The 24,581-nt window shown below is 43.9% G+C and carries 18 protein-coding genes; 7 read left to right on the top strand and 11 right to left on the bottom strand.

The annotated features are described in order from the left end of the window. The first annotated feature begins 103 nt into the window (after nt 1-103). From arsJ to L6421_RS00265, 3 genes are all read left to right on the top strand, one after another. Nucleotides 104-1,291, top strand: coding sequence for an organoarsenical effux MFS transporter ArsJ (gene arsJ / locus L6421_RS00255; RefSeq protein ID WP_237261971.1), 1,188 nt, complete (start codon nt 104-106; stop codon nt 1,289-1,291). 39 nt (nt 1,292-1,330) lie between these two features. After that, nucleotides 1,331-1,750, top strand: coding sequence for a secondary thiamine-phosphate synthase enzyme YjbQ (locus L6421_RS00260; RefSeq protein WP_237261972.1), 420 nt, complete (start codon nt 1,331-1,333; stop codon nt 1,748-1,750). Nucleotides 1,751-1,853: 103 nt separating this feature from the next. Further along, a complete protein-coding gene (locus tag L6421_RS00265; RefSeq protein WP_237261973.1) occupies nt 1,854-3,905 on the top strand; it encodes a M3 family metallopeptidase in 2,052 nt (683 codons plus the stop codon). Nucleotides 3,906-4,016: 111 nt separating this feature from the next. Here L6421_RS00265 and L6421_RS00270 read toward each other — a convergent pair whose 3' ends face one another. From L6421_RS00270 to L6421_RS00280, 3 genes are all read right to left on the bottom strand, one after another. Beyond that, the gene (locus tag L6421_RS00270; protein ID WP_237261974.1) at nt 4,017-5,384 is read right to left on the bottom strand and encodes a porin; all 1,368 of its coding nucleotides are present in this window, start codon (nt 5,382-5,384) and stop codon (nt 4,017-4,019) included. 62 nt (nt 5,385-5,446) lie between these two features. Continuing rightward, entirely contained in the window at nt 5,447-5,959 is a 513-nt protein-coding gene (locus L6421_RS00275) for a DsrE family protein (protein WP_237261975.1), read from the bottom strand. Nucleotides 5,960-5,987: 28 nt separating this feature from the next. Further along, nucleotides 5,988-6,446 (bottom strand): DsrE family protein, encoded by a 459-nt coding sequence (locus tag L6421_RS00280; protein WP_237261976.1) that lies wholly within the window; start codon nt 6,444-6,446, stop codon nt 5,988-5,990. A gap of 209 nt (nt 6,447-6,655) precedes the next feature. Between L6421_RS00280 and L6421_RS00285 the strand changes: the two genes are divergently transcribed. The 4 genes from L6421_RS00285 (at nt 6,656) to L6421_RS00300 (ending at nt 11,594) form a co-directional block, all read left to right on the top strand. Continuing rightward, on the top strand, nt 6,656-7,228 hold the full coding sequence (locus L6421_RS00285; RefSeq protein WP_237261977.1) for an RNA polymerase sigma factor: 573 nt from the start codon (nt 6,656-6,658) through the stop codon (nt 7,226-7,228). 2 nt (nt 7,229-7,230) lie between these two features. Continuing rightward, on the top strand, nt 7,231-7,923 hold the full coding sequence (locus L6421_RS00290; protein ID WP_237261978.1) for a zf-HC2 domain-containing protein: 693 nt from the start codon (nt 7,231-7,233) through the stop codon (nt 7,921-7,923). A gap of 128 nt (nt 7,924-8,051) precedes the next feature. Beyond that, nucleotides 8,052-9,377 carry an MFS transporter gene (locus L6421_RS00295; RefSeq protein WP_237261979.1) on the top strand — a complete coding sequence of 442 codons (1,326 nt, stop codon included), beginning with the start codon at nt 8,052-8,054 and terminating at the stop codon, nt 9,375-9,377. A gap of 54 nt (nt 9,378-9,431) precedes the next feature. Further along, nucleotides 9,432-11,594, top strand: a complete 2,163-nt coding sequence (locus L6421_RS00300) for an AMP-binding protein (RefSeq protein ID WP_237261980.1) — start codon at nt 9,432-9,434, stop codon at nt 11,592-11,594. A gap of 97 nt (nt 11,595-11,691) precedes the next feature. Here the strand turns inward: L6421_RS00300 and L6421_RS00305 are convergent, their stop codons facing one another. The 8 genes from L6421_RS00305 to L6421_RS00340 form a co-directional block, all read right to left on the bottom strand. Then, the gene (locus L6421_RS00305) at nt 11,692-13,467 is read right to left on the bottom strand and encodes a BatD family protein (RefSeq protein ID WP_237261981.1); all 1,776 of its coding nucleotides are present in this window, start codon (nt 13,465-13,467) and stop codon (nt 11,692-11,694) included. Nucleotides 13,468-13,472: 5 nt separating this feature from the next. Further along, nucleotides 13,473-15,569 carry a VWA domain-containing protein gene (locus L6421_RS00310; RefSeq protein WP_237261982.1) on the bottom strand — a complete coding sequence of 699 codons (2,097 nt, stop codon included), beginning with the start codon at nt 15,567-15,569 and terminating at the stop codon, nt 13,473-13,475. Then, a complete protein-coding gene (locus tag L6421_RS00315; protein ID WP_237261983.1) occupies nt 15,569-16,594 on the bottom strand; it encodes a VWA domain-containing protein in 1,026 nt (341 codons plus the stop codon). Before L6421_RS00315 ends, L6421_RS00310 begins: the two co-directional genes overlap by 1 nt. After that, the gene (locus L6421_RS00320) at nt 16,594-17,103 is read right to left on the bottom strand and encodes a DUF4381 domain-containing protein (RefSeq protein ID WP_237261984.1); all 510 of its coding nucleotides are present in this window, start codon (nt 17,101-17,103) and stop codon (nt 16,594-16,596) included. The genes L6421_RS00315 and L6421_RS00320 overlap by 1 nt, the downstream gene beginning before the upstream one ends. Before the next feature lie 13 nt (nt 17,104-17,116). Next, the gene (locus tag L6421_RS00325; protein WP_237261985.1) at nt 17,117-18,052 is read right to left on the bottom strand and encodes a DUF58 domain-containing protein; all 936 of its coding nucleotides are present in this window, start codon (nt 18,050-18,052) and stop codon (nt 17,117-17,119) included. 74 nt (nt 18,053-18,126) lie between these two features. Beyond that, nucleotides 18,127-19,107 (bottom strand): AAA family ATPase, encoded by a 981-nt coding sequence (locus tag L6421_RS00330; protein WP_237261986.1) that lies wholly within the window; start codon nt 19,105-19,107, stop codon nt 18,127-18,129. Nucleotides 19,108-19,317: 210 nt separating this feature from the next. Further along, a complete protein-coding gene (locus L6421_RS00335; RefSeq protein ID WP_237261987.1) occupies nt 19,318-22,323 on the bottom strand; it encodes a methyl-accepting chemotaxis protein in 3,006 nt (1,001 codons plus the stop codon). A 379-nt stretch (nt 22,324-22,702) separates the two neighbouring features. Then, entirely contained in the window at nt 22,703-24,382 is a 1,680-nt protein-coding gene (locus L6421_RS00340; protein WP_237261988.1) for a formate--tetrahydrofolate ligase, read from the bottom strand. Nucleotides 24,383-24,581 lie beyond the last annotated feature (199 nt).

Here is a 24,581-nt window from a genome sequence, read left to right on the forward strand (position 1 = left end):
TTGCCGTTTACAATCCTGACAGGCCTGGTTAATCTGCTTTTAACCAGGCCTGTTTAGTTATAACCAAGTGATAAATAGGCAATTCTATAGAAAGGCAATAATCATGAATAGCACACAACAATATGCTCTCGTTACTGCAAACTATTGGGCATTTACCTTAACCGATGGTGCCTTGCGCATGTTGGTATTACTGTTTTTTTATCAGCTGGGCTACAGTCCTTTGGCGATTGCCATGTTGTTTCTATTCTATGAGATTTTTGGAATAGTGACCAACTTGGTAGGTGGTTGGCTGGGAGCACGACTGGGTTTAAATGTCACCATGAATATCGGCTTGGCATTGCAGGTTTTGGCCTTGGTGATGTTGACCGTACCTACCGAATGGCTGGGTGTTGCTTATGTGATGTTGGCGCAAGCTTTGTCCGGTATTGCCAAAGACCTCAATAAGATGAGTGCAAAAAGCAGTATCAAATCCTTAGCTAGTGATAAAGATGGCACCTTATATCGTTGGGTCACTTTGTTGACGGGTTCAAAAAACGCTTTAAAAGGATTGGGTTTCTTTTTAGGAGCCTTGCTGTTGGAGTGGGTCGGTTTCGCGAATGCCATGTGGATTATGGCAGCTGTTTTAACACTCTTTTTAACGGTTTCCATGATTTCTTTGGATAGTGGTTTAGGCAAGTCTAAAAACAAATCCAAGTTTACGGAAATGTTCTCCAAGTCAGCCGTTATCAATTGGTTATCGGCGGCAAGATTCTTCCTGTTCGGTGCACGAGATGTTTGGTTTGTGGTGGCATTGCCAATCTATTTACAGAGTGTATTGGGATGGAGTCACGCGGAAGTGGGTGCTTATATCGCTTTGTGGATTATCGGCTATGGCGTTATCCAGGCAAGTACTCCTAAATTGATGCAGTCCCATAAAAAAGGCAATCCAACCGCATATACAGCGATGAAGTTAGCCTTGGCTTTAGCTTTGGTTCCATTGCTGATGGCTTGGCAGTTAAGTGTAAATCCGCAATGGATTATTGTTATCGGTTTGGGGATGTTTGGTTTGGTCTTCGCACTGAATTCAGCGGTACACTCTTATCTGATAGTCTCTGCGGCGACGCATGACGGTACCTCTAAAGATGTCGGTTTTTACTATATGGCCAATGCTGGCGGACGTTTATTGGGCACGGTTTTATCGGGATACATCTATCAAGTGGCCGGAATGGAAGCGTGTTTGGTGGTTGCGGGTGTTTTTGTCTTGATTTCCGCGGTGCTTGTTAATCAAATAACCAAGATAGAACAGGCTTGAATTGTGGCAAAATGCCATTACAACAATGAGGAGTGATTTATGTGGTTGCAGAAAACCATCACCTTGAAACCTAAACCACGAGGTTTTCATTTGATTACCAATGAACTTATGGCGCAGCTACCCGAATTGCGGGACATAAAGATTGGTCTGATGCATGTGTTCATCCAACACACTTCCGCATCTCTCACCATTAACGAGAACGCCGATCCCTCAGTACGGGACGACTTTGAGAGCTTCTTCAATGAGGTGGTCGCTGAGAACAAGCCTTATTTCACCCATACCTATGAAGGCTCTGACGATATGCCCGCACATCTGAAAGGGAGTCTTTTGGGGTTTGAATTGACGCTACCTGTCACTGACGGTTACCCCAATGTAGGTACATGGCAGGGACTGTATTTGTGTGAGCACCGTAATCATGGTGGTGCAAGAAACTTGCTTGTGACCATACAGGGCGAGTAGGTTTGCTGATAATCGCGTTTAAATTCACCAGGCCTGGTTACGTTATAATGTTAGGCATTCAGCAATACAATCAAGTTAATTAAGAAATATAAAAGAAAGAACTATGACAAATACCGCTACAAACCCATTATTGATGGATTCACAATTTCCAAAATTCGACTTGTTTCACGTGGAACATATTGAACCCGCCGTTACCCAATTATTGGCGGACAATCGCCAAATAATCGCCGATTTGGTGGCGGAGACCACCGTACCTACCTGGCAAAATTTTGTGGAACCTTTAGAGGTGATTGATAACCGTTTTGAGAAGGTTTGGGGTCCGGTCGGGCATTTGGATGCGGTCATGAACAGTGATGAATGGCATGAAGCCTATACCAACTGTTTGGAGCAGGTGACGCAGTATTACACTGAAACAGGTCAAAACGCAGGCCTGTATCAAAAGTTTAAAACACTGGCCGAAAGCGAAGAGTATCAAACCTACAGCTTGGCGCAAAAGAAAGTGATCGAGAATGCATTGCGTAATTTCCGTTTAAGCGGAATCGCTTTACCAAGGGATAAACAGGCTGTTTATAAAGAGCTAAAACAGCGTTTGTCGCAGAACACCAGCCAGTTTGGTAATAATGTTCTCAAGTCTACCCAGGCCTGGTCCAAACAGATTGAAGATGAATCAGAGTTGGCTGGTTTGCCAGAATCGGCCATGGGATTGTTGCAGCAATTGGCACAGCAGAAATCATTAGAGGGTTGGTGTGTTACTTTGGATTTTCCATCCTATTTAGCGGTGATGACACATGCGGATAACCGTGATTTACGTGCCGAAGTCTATCGAGCGTTTGCTACACGCGCTTCCGACCAAGCCGACAATACCGGGTTTGATAACAGCGAATTAATTGAAAAGATTCGAGCGGACCGCCACCAGTTGGCGACGTTGTTGGAATTCAATAACTACGCTGAATACTCGTTAGCCACCAAAATGGCTGAAACAACGGATCAGGTATTAGGGTTTTTGCGCGACTTAGCGGCTAAATCAAAACCGCAAGGAGAAAAGGAGCTAGCGACCCTGAAAGCCTTTGCTAAAGATAAGTTAGGGATCGAGGATTTTCAGCCGTGGGATGTGACCTACGCCTCTGAAAAGCTTAAGAATGAAACCTTGTCTTTATCGCAAGAGAAGTTGCGCCCTTATTTTCCTGTTGAAACCGTATTAAGCGGGCTGTTCACGATTACCGAAACCCTGTTCAATATCAAGATTGCGGTTAAACAAGGGGTCGAAACCTGGCATGAAGATGTACGTTTCTTTGAGCTTACCGATGAAAACAACCAGGTGGTGGGGCATTTCTATTTGGATTTATATGCACGTGAAAATAAACGTGGCGGGGCTTGGATGGATTCGGCGATTACCCGATGGAAACATCCGCATGGTGTAATTCAAACGCCGGTAACCTATTTGGTTTGTAATTTCACACCGCCCATTGGAGATAAGGAAGCGTGTCTGACCCATGATGAAGTGACTACTTTGTTCCATGAGTTTGGGCATGGTATTCATCACCTGTTTACCAAAATGGAACAGCTGGATGTTTCTGGCATAAGCGGTGTGCCTTGGGATGCGGTGGAGTTGCCATCACAGTTCATGGAAAATTTCTGCTGGGAACGAGAAGGTTTGAATTTCATCTCATCCCATACTGAAACGGGCGAGCCTTTGCCTGATGCCTTATTTAATGCGCTTAAAAAGGGGCGTGGTTTCCAATCCGCGATGATGATGTTGCGACAATTAGAGTTTGCTTTGGTGGATTTTGAATTGCATGCACATTATGATCCTGCACAACCGCAAGATATCCTTCAGATTGCGCAAAAAATTCGTGATGAAGTGGCGGTGGTTCAGCCGCCAAGTTATAGCCGCCAGCTACATAGTTTTAGCCATATTTTCGCTGGTGGCTATGCGGCCGGTTATTACAGCTACAAGTGGGCGGAAGTATTGTCTGCAGATGCTTTTAGTCTGTTTGAAGAAACGGGAATATTGAACCCGGAAACGGGTATGAAATTTAAGAATACGATTTTAGCGGCGGGTGGTTCTATCGACCCAATGGAACTATTCAAAGCGTTTAGAGGTCGTGAACCTGAAATCGATGCATTGTTGCGTCATAGTGGGATTGCGGCGTAAGCCATTTTTGACATAAAAAAAGCCTTTACCCATAAATGAGTAAAGGCAAGTTGGTTAACGGTTAAGTTAACCAAAACAACGAAAATTCTTTGGCAATGGTTAATTGTGTAATTAGAAAACCATCATTAACTGAGCAGATAGACGGTTATCCAGTACTTTCGCAACCCGTGTTGGGTTTGAACCAGCTAATGCCGTTGGTGCATCCAAATCACGAATTTCATAGTTCAAACGTACAGAGGTCTTTTTATTAAAGAAGTACTGTGCACCTAAAGTTGTAGTCGTAAATACACGCTTTTTATCTATACCAGTACCAGTGTTAGCATCTGATTTAGTCGCGCTATTCAAGACATCGTAACGTGCGTTCAGTTCTATATTTGGTTTAATGCGGTAGCCAAGGTCTAGTTGATAGGCATCCGCTTTTTGATCGGTGAATACGGATAATGGAGTATTTGTTGCACCAGCAACAGGTCCCCCCCAAATCATGCCATCAGCGGTAAAGTACTCTGCGGCTGCTCGGTACTTACCATCAAAATAGGTCATACCTACACCCGCTCGGTCACGTTTATGTTCAGTAGAATCAACAGTACGTTTACCGGTTTGTGACCAAGCATACATTTTCATGCTGTGGCGTCTTGGACCTTGTGAATTATCAAAAACCTTTTCCGCTGAACCATAAAGATATAAATCTTTATTTTTATCATTATCGGTTAAAGCTAAGCCATTACCATTACCAATCATAACGGCATAGCTGTATTCCCAGTCATTGTTTTTGAAGGTATCGAAAATCTGAATACCGGTATCTCTTACCGCAAAGGCAGGATCTGTTCTTGTGCCATAGATGGTATTTTCCTGTCTTGCTGGTGCTGGTACACCATCAGGAAGAGCACCAACAGGAGTTGAGTTATCAACTTTTTTCTCGATCAATAGTCGGTCAGTACCATTGGTGAAGTTGACATAGTTGAATACCGGAATCCCTTTAAATGATTCTTCCGAACCCGGTGTTTTGAATAAACCTACACGGATGCGAGCACCTTTAATATGGTTTAGCGTAATACTGGCATCAGTCAATTGTCCCTGAGAACCACTACCACCTGTAGTGATGCCGTTATTACCCAGTTCCGTCATCAGAAAGTAATTCACATTCTTATCTAAAGGAAAGTTTGCCCCACGGACACCGATACGAGCACGTTTGATATTGAACCCTGACGAGGTGCTTAATTGTGGTGCCATTTGGTTGAATGCTGCAGAGTCTCCTGATAAACCAGCGGCTGCGCCACTAAGAGTGGGTAGTTTTGTATCATCAGTTTGTTGATAATCAATCTGGGCAAAACCCCATACCTTGGCACGTGGTGCTTGATCGGGTTTTTCAGTCCCTTGAATCATCAGCCAGTTTGCGGCTAGCACTGGTTGGGTGGTTATTGCACCGGCCAAGGCGAGTAATAAGGCGCTTTTTTTAAATTTCAGCTTTTTGTTAAACATAAGTATCCTCTTCTCATTTTTTATGAGTTTATATTGTTTTATATTGATTATTTATTTGGGAATTAAGGTCGGATATAGGTAAATCCTTGACCTTGTAGGTGAGCAAGTTCAGCGACACCGCTAGGCACGACATCGTCTTTGGCGGCATCGTATAAATCTTCTTCTAAATTGACGTTTCTGCCTTTTAGGGTATTGGCACAAACATTAAAATGAACACCTTGTAACTTCAAACGGTCTACACGTTGTGTGATCTTATCTACCGCATTTGCAGATTTGAATTTTGGTACTTTTTTCAGTGATTCAGGCTTAAGAAGCAGTGATAAGCCGTCACCATGCAATACCACGTGAATATCCATGTTTTCTGCCCCTACGGCATTGATATGGTTTTGAATATTTCTTAAAGCCCCAAATTGCTTTTTAGCATCGTCATAATTAATGTGGTAAACCACTTTTTGGTGGCCGTATCGGTCAGCATTATCTGACGCGATAGCAAAATTAGGCACTAAAGAAGCTAAACCGAAAAAGACAACTAAGCCAAACATGACTGAGGATAAAAGGTGAGTAATTGTTTTCATAAAAGTCTCGAATTTGATAAATAAGGGATTAAGGCTTTAGAATTTGCCAACCTGCTTTGTTGAGTTGCAATATGCGTCCCGCACCCGCAGGTACAATGCTGACAGCTGGTTGAATTTTTGGCTTGTAACCCAGTTTCTTTGCCATATTGTTAATGGTGTTTTCGCAAGCACTAAAACGAACACCATTGGCGATTAGGTTGTTGATTCGGTCTGTATTGGTATTGCCTTCGAACATCAGACGAACGCCTGGTCCAAAGCCTACGATTTCAATATCAATGTTTTGCGCTTCGTAGTATCTTTGTAGGTTGGCGGCCACATTGAGCACAAGGGTTTGTTTGAAAGGATCTCTATCGCTAATTTGCAGTACCACCTTATTCTCAGCAAAGGTATCGGGTAATGGGGCTTCTGTTTGCGCAGCATAACTGGGTAGGCAAAACAACAGGCCTATCAATAGAGCCAGGTATTTTTGTATGATTAATTTTTGCATTAAGTTTTCCTTTAAAAATGGTTCAAGAATTTTGCGCGCTTACCCTTTAAACGAACGACCCCTGTGATTTATTCCATTTATTTTTCACAAATAAACTTATTGGCCTAACAAGTTTGCTAATATCGTAAATTGCTAATATTTAAAGGGTTTTACAAATCATTGGTTTTGAATTAGTATCGAAAAAAGGCAAATTTTAAAAGACAGGTTCAATGACATTAACCACAAAGGTTGCTAATTTATTTAGCGAGACCAAGAAAAGACGGCAGCTGAATGCCTTATTTGAGAAAAAGTATCGCAATCTATATCGGTTGGCTTATGCTTGGTGTCATCAGGCATTACAAGCAGAAGATTTAGTGCAAGAAACTTTTTTAAAAGCCTTGGAAAGTAATAAAGAACTCGACAGTTTGGAGCATTTGGATGCTTGGCTTGCTAAGATCATGCATAATAAGTTTTTGGATATTATGCGTTTCAATCGCCGTTGGCAGTTGGCGGATGAGACTGAAATCGATAATTTTTATATGCAAGAATGTTCGGAAACAAAGTTGATTGAGCAGCAAACATCGGAATGCCTATGTAAGGCAATGGCACGTTTGTCATTTGAACAACGTGAGGCGATAGCGTTAGTGGATTTACAGGGTTTTAGTTACCAACAGATTTCAGAAATCACGGAAACTCCGATTGGAACCGTGATGAGCCGAATTTCTCGTGGTCGAGAGAATTTGGCAAAAATGATGCAACAGATGGAAAAGGGCAAATCTAAGGTTGTGCCTTTACGGAGATAGAGATGAGTCATTCAATTGAAACTTATCATTTACATGCCTATTTAGACGGCGAATTAAGCCATGATGAGTGTGTGGAAGTTGAAAAAGCACTTGAAAAAGATGCCGATCTACGACAAGAATTTGAAAAATATAAGTTACTAAAAAGCAATATGCTCAAGGCGTATAACGATATTACTGTGCCACCAAAAAATCACCCGAAAGCAAACCAAAAAACACGAAAATCACTATGGAACATCCCTAATACGGCGGTGGCTTCGTTGGTTTTTGGATTGGTTATCGGGGCTGGGCTTTATAAGATTGTTTTGTTTCAGAATCAAGCAATGCCTGCCTTGCAGCAAGCCATGTCTGAGAATTATTTAGTGCATATCGATTCGGATTCACCAGATAAACAAAAACAGGCGGTTAAAGAAATAGAAGCATTGTTGGAAACGGTAGGGGCTAACGCAAAAGTAGATCTGATCTCAAACTATAATGGGGTGCAGCTTTTCGATGTGAACAACCCCAACAGCCCTGAGTTGAGCCGTTTGCTGGAAAAATACGATAATTTGACCTTATTTGCCTGTAAACGTGCCTTGGATAGAGCTCGGAAACTCGGTAAACCGGTTAAACTCATGCCGAATGTCAAACATGAACAGCCGGCGATTGATGCCGTTGTCGAGCGCTTGAATTCTGGCTGGAGTTACATCAAAATCTAGTGTTTTGGAAGATTCTAAGTTATAAAAACCATATTTTATTGGTAGTTGGGTAAACTGCACAGTTTACTTAATTATTTGGCGTTGCCAGAATCAATCTAGGGTTAAATGAGGAGCCCTCATGTGTTTTTATGCAGAATAAAGCGGTGTTAACACAATCCAACTTATTGTTCTCCAAACGGTTTTATCCCATCTTTTGGGTACAGTTTTTAGGGGCGTTCAACGATAATCTATTCAAGAATGCCTTAGTCATGCTGATTACCTTCAGGTTATCCAGTTCCGCTGGCGATACCGGCTTATTGATTACCTTCGCCGCCGGATTATTTATTTTACCTTTCTTTCTGTTCTCCTCTTTAGCAGGGCAAATCGCCGATCATTATCCTAAGCAGCGTCTTATCAAAAAAATTAAATTGGCCGAAATCTTGATTATGGGTCTGGGAGCGATTGCTTTACTCAGTCAGGAGTTGATATTACTGTTCTTAACCCTGTTTTTAATGGGCAGTCAGTCCGCTTTTTTCGGGCCTATCAAATATTCGGTTTTACCGGAAATTCTGCCGGAAAACGAACTTCTAAGAGGTAATGGCTTATTCAGTGGCTCAACCTTTATCGCCATTCTTTTAGGCACCATTTTGGGCGGCATAGGGGTGTTGGCAGAAGAGGGTCTTTGGATTATGTCCTTAGCAATTTTAGTGGTTGCCATTGTCGGTTATCTGTTTAGTTTGAAGGTGGTCAGTGGTACTTCAGCCAATCCACAATTGGCTATAGAGTGGAATCTTTTCAAAAGTACTAAATTGATGGTTTCTGCAAGCGTCAAGCATAAAACCGCTTTCTTCTCGGTATTGGCCATCTCTTGGTTTTGGTTTATCGGTGCGGTTTTATTGAGCCAAATACCCGCTTTGGTCAAATATGATCTGCAGGCTGATGACAATGTGGTGATTGCCTACTTAACCTTGTTTTCGATTGGTATTGCGTTGGGTGCGGGTGTAGTTGGTCGCTTTATGGCCAATCAAGCCCATATTAAGTGGCATTGGTTGATGTTGCTTGGGATGTCCACTGCTTTGGCGGTAACGGTTTTGAGTATAGAGTTTACCGACTTTAGCCAATTGGCCTTGTTGCAAAATGTTTCACATGAAACACTTTTAAACTTTTATGACTTTATGAGCGTTTGGCCTGCTAACAGCTCGTTTATCGCATTAGGGATTCTGTCGGTATTAGGCGGAGCTTTCATTGTGCCCCTGTATACCTTATTGCAAACCCATACACCAAGTGTGGTCCGTGCTAGAATGGTTGCCGTTAATAATATTATGAATGCTTTCTTGATGGTGTTGTCCGCGGTCTTGTTGATGCTCGGCTTCGCTTTAGATTTAAGTTTGCTTAACATGTTGATGGTTTTAGCGCTGATGAACGTGGTGATGGTTGTCGTATTATTTAAAAAACGCTTTATTGCGGTTGAATAAAACAAGACAGTTCACTTAATCCGCGCGGAAAATGGATAAAGAATAGGGTTTTGGATGAAGTGGTTATTTAAACTTGTCGTTAAGGGATTATTTAAATTAGTCTACCGTGTTGAGGTAAGTGGCTTAGAGCATTATCGTAATGCGATAGAGGGTGAACGACCGGTTTTGATAATCGCCAACCACGTTTCATTGCTCGACGGCCCTTTATTGGACCTGTTTCTCCCTGGTGAAACGACTTTTATGGTCGATAAATCCCACACCAAAAAATGGCATGAACGTTTTCTGCTTTCTATGAGCCATTTCTTTACGGTGGATATCCATAGCCCTTATGCCGCCAAACATATGATTGACGAGCTTAAAAAAGGCCGTCAATGTATGATTTTTCCTGAAGGAAGGATTACCACCACGGGTGCCTTGATGAAGGTCTATGAAGGTACCGGTTTGGTTGCCGATAAAACTAACGCGGCTGTTTTACCCGTCCATATTGGCGGGGCGATTTACAGTCGTTTTTCTTACTTGGACGGCACTAGATTCGCTTTTATAAAGCGTCTATGGTTCCCTAAAATCACCCTTAGCATTCAGCCAAGTACCCAGATTAAATTAGATTCGGCCATTAAAGGCACTAAAAAGCACAAGCATTACAAGAGGTTGGTGTTCAACTTATTGCGTGATGCCAGTTTCTATGGCTCGGTTACCCCACAATCCATTTTTGCCAAATTGATAGATGCGAGAGAGACTTATCAATCGAAAGAAATCGTGGTCGAAGACATTAATCACGCGCAATTAAGCCTCAAAAAAATCTCTCAAGCAGCGGTTATTTTGGGTAAAGCGTTGCAAAACCAGCTGAAAGATGAAAAACGGGTTGGTTTGATGTTACCCAACGTGTCTGGTATGCCGGTTAGCTTTTTTGCGTTACAGGCTTATGGTTATGTACCGGCAATGATTAACTTTACGGCTGGACAAGGGGCGATTCAGTCGGCCTGTGAAACGGCTGAAGTGCAAACCATCGTGACCTCTAAAAAGTTCGTTGAAGCTTTTGAAATCCAACCTTTGGTAGACGCTCTTTCTGAAAAAGTAAGATTCATTTATCTGGAAGAGGTTCGTGAACAAATCGCTTTATTTGATAAGTTGGCAGGCCTGGTAACTTCTACCAAAAGTTTGCCTGGTTACAAAATAGCGGCTGAAAATGAAGCGGTTGTCTTGTTTACCTCAGGCTCGGAAGGGGTGCCAAAAGGGGTAGTGCTATCGCACAACAACCTGGTAAGCAATATCGAACAAATCAATGCGATGCTGAACCTTTTGCCAACCGAAAAGATTTTTAACGCTTTGCCCACCTTCCACTGTTTTGGATTGACCGCAGGCATGCTTTGGCCGCTTTTAAAAGGGGCTAAGCTGTTCATGTATCCGTCACCGGTGCATTATGGAATCGTACCGGAGATGGTTTATCAAACCAATTCACATTATGTGTTCGGAACCGATACTTTCTTTAGCGGTTATGCACGTAAAGCCGATAGTTTCGATTTTTATAGCATCCGCGCCTTAATTGCCGGTGCGGAACGTTTACGTCCTGAAACTCGTGAGATGTATGCCAATAAGTACCATCAGCCTATTTTTGAGGGGTATGGGGTTACTGAAACCACGCCGGTTTTGGCGGTGAATATTCCAACCGCTTTCAAGCATGGTTCGGTGGGTCAATTCGTTCCGGGTGTTGAATATCGCCTAGAACCGGTACCCGGTATCGAAGAGGGCGGCCGTCTATATGTGAAAGGGCCAAATATCATGCTGGGTTACCTTATGCCGAATCAACCGGGCGTTTTGCAACCACCGCTTGACGGTTGGCATGATACCGGTGATATCGTCGATGTCGATAAAGACGGCTACGTCTGGATTAAAGGTCGTGCAAAACGTTTTGCTAAGATAGGTGGCGAGATGGTTTCTTTAACCGCCGTTGAAAACTACATCAACCAAGCAAGCCCTGAAGGTCACCATGTGGTGGTGGCCGTGCCAGATGAACGTAAAGGCGAGCAATTGGTGTTGGTGACAGATGATGTCACCCTAAGTCGTCAAACGGTCACAGATGCCGCTAAAGCCGCTCTGGTTTCAGAATTGATGATTCCTAAAACCGTTATCCTGGTCGAAAAAGTTCCTGTGTTAGGAACCGGAAAAACCAATTATCCAGAAGTTCAAAAAATTGCGGAAAGGCATTTTAAAAGTTAACTCTAATTGAGCTTTGACTCAAAACAGAAAGGCGTTCAATTGAACGCCTTTTTTATTGCTGGAAAACGACCAGGCCTGGTCGTTTTGTACAACGCGGTTATTTATTGTTATATAACTCGCTTAACTCACCTTTGTTTTTGAGTTTTTCATGCGGTTCGCTGAAAAGGGATGCCCAATTGTCACAGATGATTTGTTTGGTATCGTCATTGAGTTGTTCTCCGGCAAAAAGGTGCGCTTCAAGTTGGAAGATGGCCTTCTTTAGCGGTTCATTTGGAATCGAATCGACGTTTTTGATATTGATGTCATCATGTAGCTGTCTTAATAAATCTTTGTAGAACTCGGTTGGCGGCATGTCGCACCATTTATTTTTCAGAACGGAAGCCGTTACCGCATTTTCTTTAGCATCATGCAAGCTGTCACCAGCCTGTTTTATCAAGCTGAGTTGTTTACGTGTGTGTAACAACAGCCAGAGGGTAATGAGCCATAAGACGATAAACAAACCAGCAATAATCCAAACCCAGAATGGGCTGGTAGCTTGGCTATTTTTAGCTTGTTTTTGGTTATCAACCGCTGGGTTGTATGTGTCCTCTTGCTGGCCATTGAGCGGATTTTCAACAGGGTTTTTCAGCGTTTTGTTATCTGCTTGGTCAGCCGATTGAGTGCCAATCTGGGATTCAGGATGAACAGCGGATGTAGCTGTTGGCTCTGCCGGCAGAATGGTCAATGGCTTGCTTTTCAAAACACGGGTTTCAAAGCGGTTGGTTGCCGTGTTCCACCAGGTGATTTTTTCATCCGGTAGTGTCAAGGTTCCAGCTTGGGTCGGTACAATCGCCTGAGATATTAGTTTGCTACTGTGCACCCCTTTTTCCGATAGGGTTTGTTTGTTGACCGCTTCATCGGCATACACCTTATAGTGATCGCCATTATGAGAGGTCATGTTAGGTAATTGGCTATCTTTCAAGCCATCCACTTCCAAAGTGATAATCCGGCGTAAACTATCGCCGACCCGAATTTTATCCGGAAGGTTTTGCCATTGTTGGCTAAGAGATAATGAGGTGGCAGGCAACCAGTAAGCCGCCTCTCCCTTAACGGCAGGTCGAACCTGTATTAAGGTATCTTTTGCGATGGATTGCACCCCTTTCTGTTTACCCTTTAGATGCAGAATACCGGTAAAAGAGGGGCCGGAAACTTTGAGCTCGCCGCTTGATTGCGGAAATAGCGCATATTGCCATTCATAGACGGTGTATTGCTGACCGTTGATGGTTTTGCCATATACGGATTGCTCTTTTAGCGATTCAACCAGCGCACTGTCGAATTTGGGTGGGCGGATATTGCCGCTAATCAAACTACCCTTATGGTAAAAACGTAAAGTGTAAATCAGCTGTTCTTGTACATAAACCTGGCTCTTATCTACTTCAGCCTCTAGGAAGTAAGGTCTATTCGCATCGGTGTATTGAGCCACCTTAACCGTAATCGGGTAAGGTTGGCTTTTGACGCCGTTGATTTCAAAAGGGGGTATGACCAGTTTTCCAGCTTGTTTTGGTAAGATTTGGATTCGCCAAATGGTATGAGAGTTATAGTGACCGTTAACGATTGAGATTTGGTTGCTCTGCTGTTTATTCAAGACATCGAACTGTTGTTCTAAAAGGCTTAAATCCAACTTGCTGTCGGTTGTTTGAAAATCGGTTTCAATCGCTAAGGTGATGATATCGCCCATTTCGACGTTTTGGCGGTCGGTTTCCACGGTAATGGAATCGGCCAAAACCCGATTGGAGCCGAGCATCAGCAACAATAAAAACAGTAGCGTCAACAATAGGCCTGTTGATTTACGGAATTTGGCGTGACTTCGAAGGGGTAAAAGGTGCTGTGTCATGATGGCTACCACTGTTTTTCTGCTGGTTTATCGTTACGCGGATTTTGTTGAAATTGATATTCAAACTTACGTTTTAAGAACAGGCCTGGTTGATCCGGAATCTGCTTCAACCAGTTCTGTCTGGCCTGTTCGTCTTCAGTCAATTTAGGCTGATTTCCGGTACCATCTGCATTGACGGATTGCTGATCCGGGTTGTTTGGAGAATCAGAATTTAACTTAGAAGGCGCGGCATTTTTCTGTTCTTTAGCGGACTGATCCGTGTGGTTCTCATCCTGATTTGAAGATTGACCATCTTCCGCCAGCGCCGGCTGGTTTAAATCATTGTCAGCGGTATTTGAGTGATTGGCTTGAGTTGCCTGATTATGCTTTTTGCCGTCTTGATTATCCTTTGAAAGGTTATTGTCGGCTTTGCCATTACCGTTGGGTTGATTGCTGTTCTTGCCATTCATTGATGGCTCGGAGTTCACATCCTTTTTACCCTGCTCGGACTGCGAAGCTTGGTCTGTATTTTGTTGTTTGGAGGCGTTTTCCTGGTTGTTTCCCGTATTGTAAGAGGGGGAGGATTGTTGGTTTTGTTTGTCCGAAACGGTGTTTTTTTGTGGTTCGCCAGGTTGTTTGTCTTGGGTGTTGTCAGCTTTTTCATTTTGTTGACCTTGCTGGTTTTGCCCGTTATTTTGAGGTGATTGTTGGTTCAACAAGTTGTTCACCACGGCTAGATTACTCTGCGCTTCCTTAAAATCAGGGTCAAGCTGCAGGGCTTTTTCATAGGCTTTTGCTGCCTCTTGTAGGTTTCCAGAAAGTGCCAAAGCATTCCCTTGATTGTAGTGACCAACCGGGGATTTATCCAAAGCAAACAGTTTAGCCGCTTCAGCATATTTTCCCTGGCGGTAGAGTGCACTGGCACGCCATTGGGCGTTTTCAAACAAGGCACTGGCCGCTTCATATTTTTTCTCCTCCCAGGCATCGTAACCCTGTTGATCGGGCGATTTGAACATTGATGATAAGGCCGGCAATTCAGAGAGCCACTCTTTCGCATAACTCGGTTGAGGGGTGAATAAGGAGGCGGGGGTGACCACGATTAAGGTTAAGCTCAGTAAAGTACCGCGTCTGAAAATAAAAGCCACCAGTGGAATAATAATAAACAAGAAATAAGCACCGATATCTAGAGGGTGTTTTACCTCTTTTTTGTGCTGGTCATCGGCACTATCTTCCGTGCTTGCCAGTTTGGGAGGCAGTAACGCTTGCACATCCTGCTCACCGGGAATCAACCTTACCCATTTGATGTTGGTTTCTTGGCTGAGTTTTTCAAAACGTTGTATCGGTAGCTTAGGCATAATCAGCTTATTTTCATTGTCTTTCAACAAGCCATAGTTAGGTATTTGGACAACGCCACCGGTATCGGTGCCGACAGTCATTACGGTCATGCTATAAGAGTGGGATTTGACCCAGTCGCTGACCTGGGTGATTTCATCCTCCTCAATATCATCCGTAATCCACAGAATGTGGCCTTGGGTGATATTCGCACCTTTGAAGAGTTTAGAGGCCTGTTCAAAGCCCAAAATCGGTTTAGCACCGTAATTGGGCATCATCACCGGATTAAGGCTGGGTAGCAGGCCTAACAGGGTTTTGTTGTCTTCTGAAATCGGGCTTATGGTATGTGCAGAACCGGCATAAGCGACCATGCCGGTGGCATATTCGGGATGCTGTTTGAGCAAGTCGGTTATTTTGTATTTGACACGAGAGATACGGTTGGGGCTTAGGTCGTCGGCCAACATGGAGAGCGACAAATCCAATACGATCACCACACCTTGTTGGTTTTTTTGAGCCGGAACCTCAATCGACTTGATCCACGGGCCGGATAGCGCCAGAATGGCAAAAATCCAAGCGATGCTCAAACCGATGTATCCCATTTTTTCATTGAAGGAAGGTTCTGTACTGCTATTCTCACCAAGCAATAAACTACGGAATTTAGGGTCAATGACCTTGTGCCATGCGCCTTGTTTACGATTGGCTTGCCAGGCACGTAAAATAATCCAAGCAATGGGTAGAAGCGCCAAAAACCACCAAGGGCGTAAAAAGTGAATGCTGTTCAATACTTCCATTAAGCACCCACCTTTCTAAGTTGTGACCATGCCAGCAACAGGCTTAAAAGAAAAGCCAACGACAGTGGCCATGGATAAAACTCGGTACGTAGTCGGTAGCTGAATATCTCATGTTCCACCGATTCCAGTTGATTGATGTGCTGGTAAATCTGGGCGAGTTGTTCGGTGTCATTCGCCAAGAAGAACTGGCCGCCGGTTTGGTCTGAAATTTTGGTCAAGGTATCGATATCCATATCGGATTTATTGGTCATGAAGATATCGAGACCGGTACGGCTTTTTACTCGGCCGACACCGACGGTATAGATTTTCAATCCCATTTGTTGGGCTTTCTGAGCCGCATCCAAAGGATTTACATTGCCTGCGGTATTGGAACCATCGGTAAGTAAAATCAGCACGGCATTATGGCCGCTGTTGGTTTCGTAAAGGTGTTTCAGGGTTAGACCGATGGCATCACCAATGGCGGTGTTATTGCCGGCCATACCTATTTCCGCTTCATCAAGCAGGGTGTTAACGGTTTTCAGGTCGTAAGTCAGCGGGCTTTGTAAAAAGGCTTGGGTGCCAAAGACGATTAACCCCATTCGGTCACCCTGGCGGCGGTTGATGAATTCCGATACCACCGATTTTACCGCCACTAAACGGTTTACCTCATCACCTTTTAAATACATATCCGCTTTTTGCATGCTGCCGGATAAATCCACCGCCAGGATAATCTCTTTACCACTGGCCTGAAAGGGGGTGGTATCCAAATAAAGAACCGGACGGGTGGCGGCAACAATCAAACTCAGCCACAGCAATATGGCCAGCAACGGAATACGTTTTGTCGTCTGGCTGGCTTCAATCAAGTTTTCGGTAGGTAGTTGGTCCTCAATACGTGCAATGATTTGCGGAGCGAGCAACGGCGAATGTTGTTTATGTAGCGGTTTGATGGTGCGCCGAATAATCCAAGGTAAAGGCAAGAATGCAAGCATCCAAGGCCAAACAAAGCTTAGATTGGCGAGCGTTTCTAGAAGGTTTCCTAAATGCATTATTGGTGGTGTCCTTTAATCCATTTTTTGGCGTAGTCCTGCCAAATCTCAACGGCTTGTACAGATGAAAGTTGTATTGGGTTAGGCTCAGTGCTATCAGCATGTTCAGGTTGATAGGCCAATTTTAAGATTTCTAGCAGGTTTTCTGGTTGCGGAATATAGCTTGCTGTAGCAGATAAAAAATCCAACCAGGCCTGGTCATATAACGCCGCAGTACTTGAGCGTCCGTAAGCGGTAACCGCAACCCGTTTCAAAATGGCGTTAATCTCAGAGATTTTATGGGTATCGCCGCTATCGGCTTTTAATAAGATGGCGTCTATCTGCTTCAAGGCCGAACGTCGGTAGATATTGCGGCGTCTTAAATCGAGGTAATACCAGATGGCGCCGGCTATGATCGCAACAATACTGAACAGTAAAATCCACCAGCTAAACGCCAAAGGCCACCAACCTATGGGGTCCGGTAGTTGAATGTCTTTAAGTTGTTCTAGTAAGGGGTTATTTGTTTGCATGGAGGGTTACCAACTACTGAATCAATTTTTGCTGTATTAGTGTCATCAGCGGTTCTTGATGTGTGCCAATTTCAATCAATGGAATATTCAATTTGGAAAACACCTCCCGGGTTGCATGCCACTGTTCCTGGTAAAGCGTATGGTAAGAGTGGCGTGTTTTCGCCCTAAAGCTATCCAATTTAACCAGTTTGTCGCTCGATAGATTTTGGGTCATGCTCAACCAACCCAATTTAGGTAGCTCTCGTTCCAGTTTGTCATAGATATGAATCGCCGTGATATCGGTATTGTGTTTGAGTTTATACAGTTGTGCGCTGGCATGGCTTGCCAGTTGCATCATATCGCCAATTAAAAATACCTGGTTACCGGGTTTATTGACTTTCAAAAGCTGTTGCAAGGTTTCTACCCAGACCTGGCTATCCGGTGCCATCGGGCGCTTAATCTGCTGTTGCAGTTCTATGCCTTTTTGCAATAGCTGTAATACGGTATTTGGGCTTCTTTTAGGGGGAATCCATTGGCTATGCAAGTGGTTGAAGGTGATGCCGCCTACTCGCTCGTTATGGGTCAGTGAGACCCACGCCAAAATAGCGGCAACATTCAACGCTTGAGCGGTTTTTAAGCGCACTTTGGAGCCAAAAAACAGGTGCGGTGTCTGCTCGGTGATTAACAGAGTAGGGCGTTCATGCTCTTCCACAAAGACTTTGGTGTGGGTTTTTTGGGTACGGGCGGTGACTCGCCAGTCAATATGGCGAATATCATCGCCAGGCTGATATTGGCGTACTTCGCTAAAGGTCATTCCCCGGCCTTTACGGATTGCCAGATGGTCACCGCTATTGGCCGCTAAGAGGTTCTGCTGGTGATTGAGCTTTTTTTGTTTCACGTGAAACCGAAAAGCGACCAACTCAGCCAGTTCACTGTAGAGGGAGTCGGATTGGGTTGATTGATCAGACATAAGCAAAAACTTTGGTATTTTGATTTTTGACCATTTGAGTAAACTTCATCACGCTAATGACCGGTAACCCAAAATCAAGTCACAGGAACAAAATTGAGGATTTGGTCGATGATGTCGTCTGCTGTCACCCCTTGAGCTTCAGCTTCAAAACCTAAAATCAAGCGATGACGGAAGACATCATGGATCACGGCTTGAACATCATCAGGGCTGACAAAGTTCTTGCCGCTTAACCAGGCGTGGCTACGTGCACAACGCGATAGAGCGATGGTAGCACGAGGGCTGACGCCGACACTGATGCTATTGTCTAACGCTTCGCTATAACGCTGTGGTTGGCGGGTTGCCATGACCAATTCAACAATATAGGTTTTGATGGATTCTGCCATGTGTAAATCGAGAATCGCGTCACGCGCGGCGAATAGGTCCGCTTGGGTCAATGCATTGAAAACCGGTTTTTGGTTGGCTTGGCGTGCTTCGTTTTCAACCAGCTCTAAAATCTTGTGCTCGCTTTGTGCATCTGGGTAATCGACGTTAACGTGCATCATGAAACGATCAAGCTGCGCTTCCGGGAGGGGGTAGGTTCCCTCTTGTTCAAGCGGGTTTTGGGTCGCCATGACCATAAACAGTTTTTCCATTGGCAAACTACGTTTACCGATACTGACTTGGCCTTCACCCATTGCCTCAAGCAAAGCCGCCTGTACTTTAGCTGGCGCACGGTTTATTTCATCGGCAAGAATCAGGTTGTGGAAGATGGGGCCGGATTGAAAGACAAATTCGCCTGTTTCTGGACGGTAAATATCGGTGCCGGTAATGTCAGAAGGTAATAAATCGGGGGTGAACTGGATGCGGTGAAAAGTCCCTTCCAGCATGTCAGATAACACTTTGATCGCTTTGGTTTTTGCCAGGCCTGGTGGACCTTCGACCAGTAAATGTCCATCCGATAACAGCGCAAGCAATAGGCGCTCGGTTAAGTGGGTTTGACCAATGATGTGTTGATTGATATGGGTTTTTAAAGCCTGGAATCGCTCTGACAACTGGGATTGAACTGTTTCTGACACAAAATCATCCTCTAACCTGAAATATTGACTTGATAAAGGCCGTTAGAATATCCGTAAGCCTTGATAAATCATCGTTTTTTAAAAACAATCCAAGCATTATACTGAATGAAATTTAAAAATTGCGAATTCGATTAAGCATCAATCCTATTGTCAGGATTCATGCTTAAGTTTAGAGGTTGTGGAGATGGATGATGTTAAACCAGCCGTCCGTTAAGCATGACTGCCTTCATGGTCGATCAGTTGATTTAACAGGGCGACCACCTTATCACTTTGTTGGTCCATTTTTGACATAGAAGTTTCCAAAGTTTCGTAATCATCCACTTGGAAAGCATCCATAATGATTTTAATCTGCTGGTGCATCTCCATATGCTCATCACCAAGCTGTTTCATTAAAGGTAGATGCATAAGTTGCTGTCCACCACCCTGGTAATACCATTTACCTAAAGCACAAGCGGTGTGGTCGATAGCCACCTCATAGGTAACGCCGATATCGGCACCATCGATAAATTTACGGATTTTTTGTTTCCATCCCATGTGCGCTTGAATCATCTCTGAATATTGTTTGGCGATGGCTGATTTTTCAATGATTTTGTTACGAGTGGCAACGATATTCTCTGAGTTATGCAGATTCGGTTTTACATTGTGGTTACTGAGTTTAGTGACCATATCATCAAGATTAAGCGGTTTTTTGACGATGTCATTCATACCCGCCTGTTCAATGATGGCTAAATAATTATCAGAGTGCCCGGTATAAGCCAGGATTGGCTTGTTATAACCTTTGCTTCTAAGCTCTTTAGTGGCTTGTAGACCATCCATTCCCGGCATTTCAATATCCATTAAAATCGCATTCGGTTTATAGCGGCCACATTGTAAAATCGCCTCTCTACCATTCGCGGCGGTTTTGGTTTCATAACCGGCCTTTTTAAGGAACATGGTCGCCACTTTCAAGTTAGAGATATTGTCATCTACTACTAGAACCAACTCTGAATTGCTGTTTTTACCCGATTCTTTGGAATGTGCTTCTGTACAGTCGCCTAGTTCAAACGCACCGACCAGTTGATCCATATTATCCGCAACATCGCTTAAATAATCGGCCAGTGATGAGTTTTCCATGACCAGGGTCGCATTGTGTTCGGCGGCTTGGTTTAGCTTTTGAATGGTGTCGTTTACTTCATCGATTTGACTGGACTGCGATTGGGCATTATTGGCAATGCCTGAGATGTTTTCAGACATTTGGTGAACTTGTTGGATAATCTCTTGTAAAGACTGTCCGGTGTTTTGTACCTTTTCCGTTCCATCGCTAATTTTTCGTGCGGTCGTTTCAATCAAGCCTTTGATGTCTTTAGCGGCCTCGGCTGATTTTTGCGCTAGGTTTCGCACTTCACCGGCGACCACGGCAAAACCTCGGCCGTGTTCACCGGCTCTAGCGGCTTCAACCGCGGCATTGAGTGCCAACAGGTTGGTTTGGAAGGCGATACTATCAATTAAGGTGACAATTCCGGTAATTTGCTCACTGACTTGATTAATCTCATGCATGGCCTGAATCGTTTCATTCATGCTTTGATTACCTTGTTCGACATTTTTTTGAGTCTGCAGTGCGAGCTCATTAGAAGTGTTTGCCTGCTGTGCGGTTTCATTGACTTTTTCAGTCAGCAAACGCATGGCCGAAGAGGTGGCATGAAGTTGGTGCCCCTGCTGTTTAATGGATTCAGCCAGGTCTTTGTTACTTTTAGAAACGTGTTCTGCCGACTGGGTCACTTCGGTTGCTTGGTTATTTACTCTGCAAAATGAAGCTTTTAGTGACTCAATCCCAGCGACTAAATTTTTAATTGTCCAGCCATATTGTCCTGTATGTTGATTTTCTGGCTGAACGGTTAAATCTTTAGTAGATAAGCCGCCAATTAAACTTGAGATTTCTTTTAAGGTGGTTTGTAAACTATTCATCAGTGTATTGATATCATCCGCTAAGGTTTTATAAAACCCATCAAGTTGTTCGGTGTCGACACGTGAGTGAAGGCGACCATGACAGGCATCATCAACCAGTTTAGCAATGCTGTCCTGTACAAATTTTTCTTGGAAAATATCCTGCCATTCAATTACCACACCAAGTGGATGACCTTTGGCATCAGCAATAGGGGTTAAAAGAAGTTGTAATTGTGCACCAAAAAACTCGAACTTAAAGGTTTCGGCCTCTTTCATGGAAATCAGTTTTTCCATAATATGCGGGTTTTTCTCAAATAAACACGCCACACTTTTACCCAATAAATTATTCAGATTGAAATCTGGAATCTCTTCCTGAATCTTCGGCTCCAACTCTTTTAAATAGGACTTTAAAGAGTCGTTGAAGTAAGTGATGGTACCGGTTTGGTCGGCCAACATAATATTGGTGTTCAGGTTGTCTAATCCCGCCTCTAAACGGGTAGAGCGTCTTGCCGTGGTGATGACATCATTCTTTTGCGCACCTAGTCGAATCTGCAAGGTTTTAATGCGTCGATTAATGGTTCCTGAGGTATTTGAACCATGAGTATTGATCTGGCCATTGAGGTTTTCATTGGCGATTTCATCCACCGCGCGAATCGAATCATTGATACGTTTTAAGTAGTAGATGACATGGATCGTGGAAAGTAGTGTTAAAAAAATGACAGCATCGTTTAAAAATCCAGGGCGGTACCCATAAATCAATGAGTATATTTCTGTACTGATCGCCAACAACGTTGCCGGAATTAATGTCACCAATGGTGGCCAGTGCGCAAGAGGGTTGAAACGACGCCAAAAAGTATCGACTTCACCGTGACGGAGTTTGATTTTTTTATCCGCAACCGCCTGGTAAGCCGCTTCTGCCGCTTGAATTTGTGCATCCGACGCAGGGGTACGCACACTCATATAGCCAGTGATTTGATTGTTTTCGATTATTGGTGTGGCATTCGCTTCAACCCAGTAGTGGTCGCCGTTTTTACGACGGTTTTTAACAATTTGATGCCACGGACGCCCGGCTTGAATAGTGTCCCAAAAATCAGCAAAGACTTGCTCCGGCACATCCGGGTGACGTAATAGATTGTGCGGTTGCCCCATTAACTCTTCATAAGTGAAACCACTCGCTTCGACAAAAGCTTCGTTGGCATAGATGATCGTACCTTTTAAATCTGTATGAGAGACAAGTAGAGTATCCGGTTTAAGTCGGTGAGCTCTTTGGGTAACGGGTTGATTGTTGCGCATAATCACAATCCTATTTCGTGTAATCAGTAGTAATTTTGTACTAATGAATGTTAGCTTTTAAAAAAATTAAAACTAGCATAGCAAGCAAAGTGCCATTTGTTAACTTAACTTTATGAGAAGTAAGATGAATTTAATTTATGACCTTTAGAAGGAAGATTAATCGCTATGATTTTAACAGTGATTTAATTCGCTAACTAAGTCATTTGATGGGATTGACGAGATAACAAGATTTAGAAACAAAAAAAGGGCTAAAAGCCCTTCAAAGTAAACTGACCAGGCCTGGTCAGTTTATGATGGTTGATAAAAGATAATGCTTTTTAATGCGGTTTAATGAATTTTAATTGCTGTTTGAGTCATTAAGACCATAATCGAAACAGGCTTAGAACAATCCAGTAATCACTCCGGCATCATCAATATCAATGCGTTCAGCAGTAGGTACTTTAGGCAATCCTGGCATGGTCATCATATCGCCGGCAATCGCCACAATAAAACCGGCACCGTTTTCCAGTTTGATATCGCTGATTTCAACAATATGGCCACTTGGAGCACCTTTTGCCGTAGGATCGGTTGAGAATGACATCTGCGTTTTTGCCATACAAATCGGTAAATTGCCATACTGAGGTTGGATACGGGCAATTTCGGCCTTGACTTTCGCACTCGCGCTAATGGATTTTGCACCATACATTCTTGTGGCGATGGTTTCAATCTTGTCCCATAAAGGCATGTCGGTATCGTAAAGATATTCAAAACCAGGCTCACGACTTTCTGCAATCTCTACCACGGCATGGGCAAGTTCTTCCGCTCCCGCACCACCTTCGGCCCAGTGTTTGGAGATAATGCATTTCACACCTAACGCTTCCACTTTCTTAACCAGTAAAGCGGTTTCGTCATCCGAGTCATAGGTGAAGTGGTTGACACAAACCACCGCAGGAAGTTTGAAGTTTTCGGTGACGTTATAGAGGTGGCGTTCTAGGTTCTCGAAACCGTTTTCCAGCGCTTCTAAGTTCTCTTGGTTTAGATGGTCACGCTCAACCCCTCCGTGGAATTTTAAAGCACGTACTGTGGCAACAATGACCACCGCTGATGGGGCTAATTTGGCCGAACGACATTTGATGTTTAAGAACTTCTCAGCACCTAAATCCGCTCCAAATCCCGCTTCGGTAACGGCATAATCGGCCAGTTTTAAGGCCGTTTGGGTTGCGGTAACCGAGTTACAACCGTGGGCGATATTGGCAAATGGGCCACCGTGAACGATGGCGATATTGTTTTCTAATGTTTGCACAATATTCGGTTTAATGGCATCTTTCAAAAGCGCCGCCATAGCACCATGTGCTTTTAAGTCACTGGCATAGACCGGAGTGACACGGTCGGTTTTATAACCGATGATAATGCGCCCCAAACGCTCTTTTAAATCGGCGCGGTTGGTCGCTAGACAAAGAATCGCCATGACTTCTGATGCCACTACGATATCGTAACCATCTTCACGCAGATAACCGTTTGCTGGGCCACCTTGCCCGATGGTGATGTTACGAAGTGCACGGTCGTTCATATCGACCACTCGTTTCCATTTGATGCGGCGCGGGTCGATATCCAAAGCGTTGCCGTGATTGATGTGGTTGTCAATCATCGCAGAAAGCAGGTTGTGCGCGACACCAATGGCGTGGAAATCACCGGTGAAGTGGAGGTTGATGTCTTCCATTGGAACCACCTGTGCGTAACCGCCACCAGCCGCTCCGCCTTTCATGCCGAAACAAGGGCCCAAAGAAGGCTCACGCAGACACATAATGGTTTTTTTACCGATACGATTTAAAGCATCGCCCAAGCCAACGGTGGTGGTGGTTTTACCTTCCCCTGCAGGAGTCGGGCTGATGGCGGTAACCAAAATCAATTTACCTTCGCCATTGTGCTGGTGGGAGAGGCTATCGACATACTCTAATGAAAGTTTGGCTTTATAGTGACCGTATGGATCCAAATGCTCAGCTGGAATCCCGAATTTTTCCTCTGCTAGGTTAATGATGGGTTTCATCTTGGCATTTTGTGCAATTTCAATGTCAGACATTATCGAGCTTCCTTTCGTTTTGTAGCCGCGCTTACTGGATAAAAGCCTTGCGGTCGTTTTGACTGGTGCAAAGCTTTCCTCGTAATTTAATGCTATGTAGTTTATAGCGAAGGCAGTGCGGTTGGTTTACATCTATTTATGATGTTTATATTTAATATTTATATTCAAGACCGCCACTTTAAAATGAGCAACGATCCCT

Origin of the sequence: Thiomicrorhabdus immobilis (genome assembly GCF_021654855.1) — a bacterium.
GTDB classification, from domain to species: Bacteria; Pseudomonadota; Gammaproteobacteria; order Thiomicrospirales; family Thiomicrospiraceae; genus Thiomicrorhabdus; species Thiomicrorhabdus immobilis.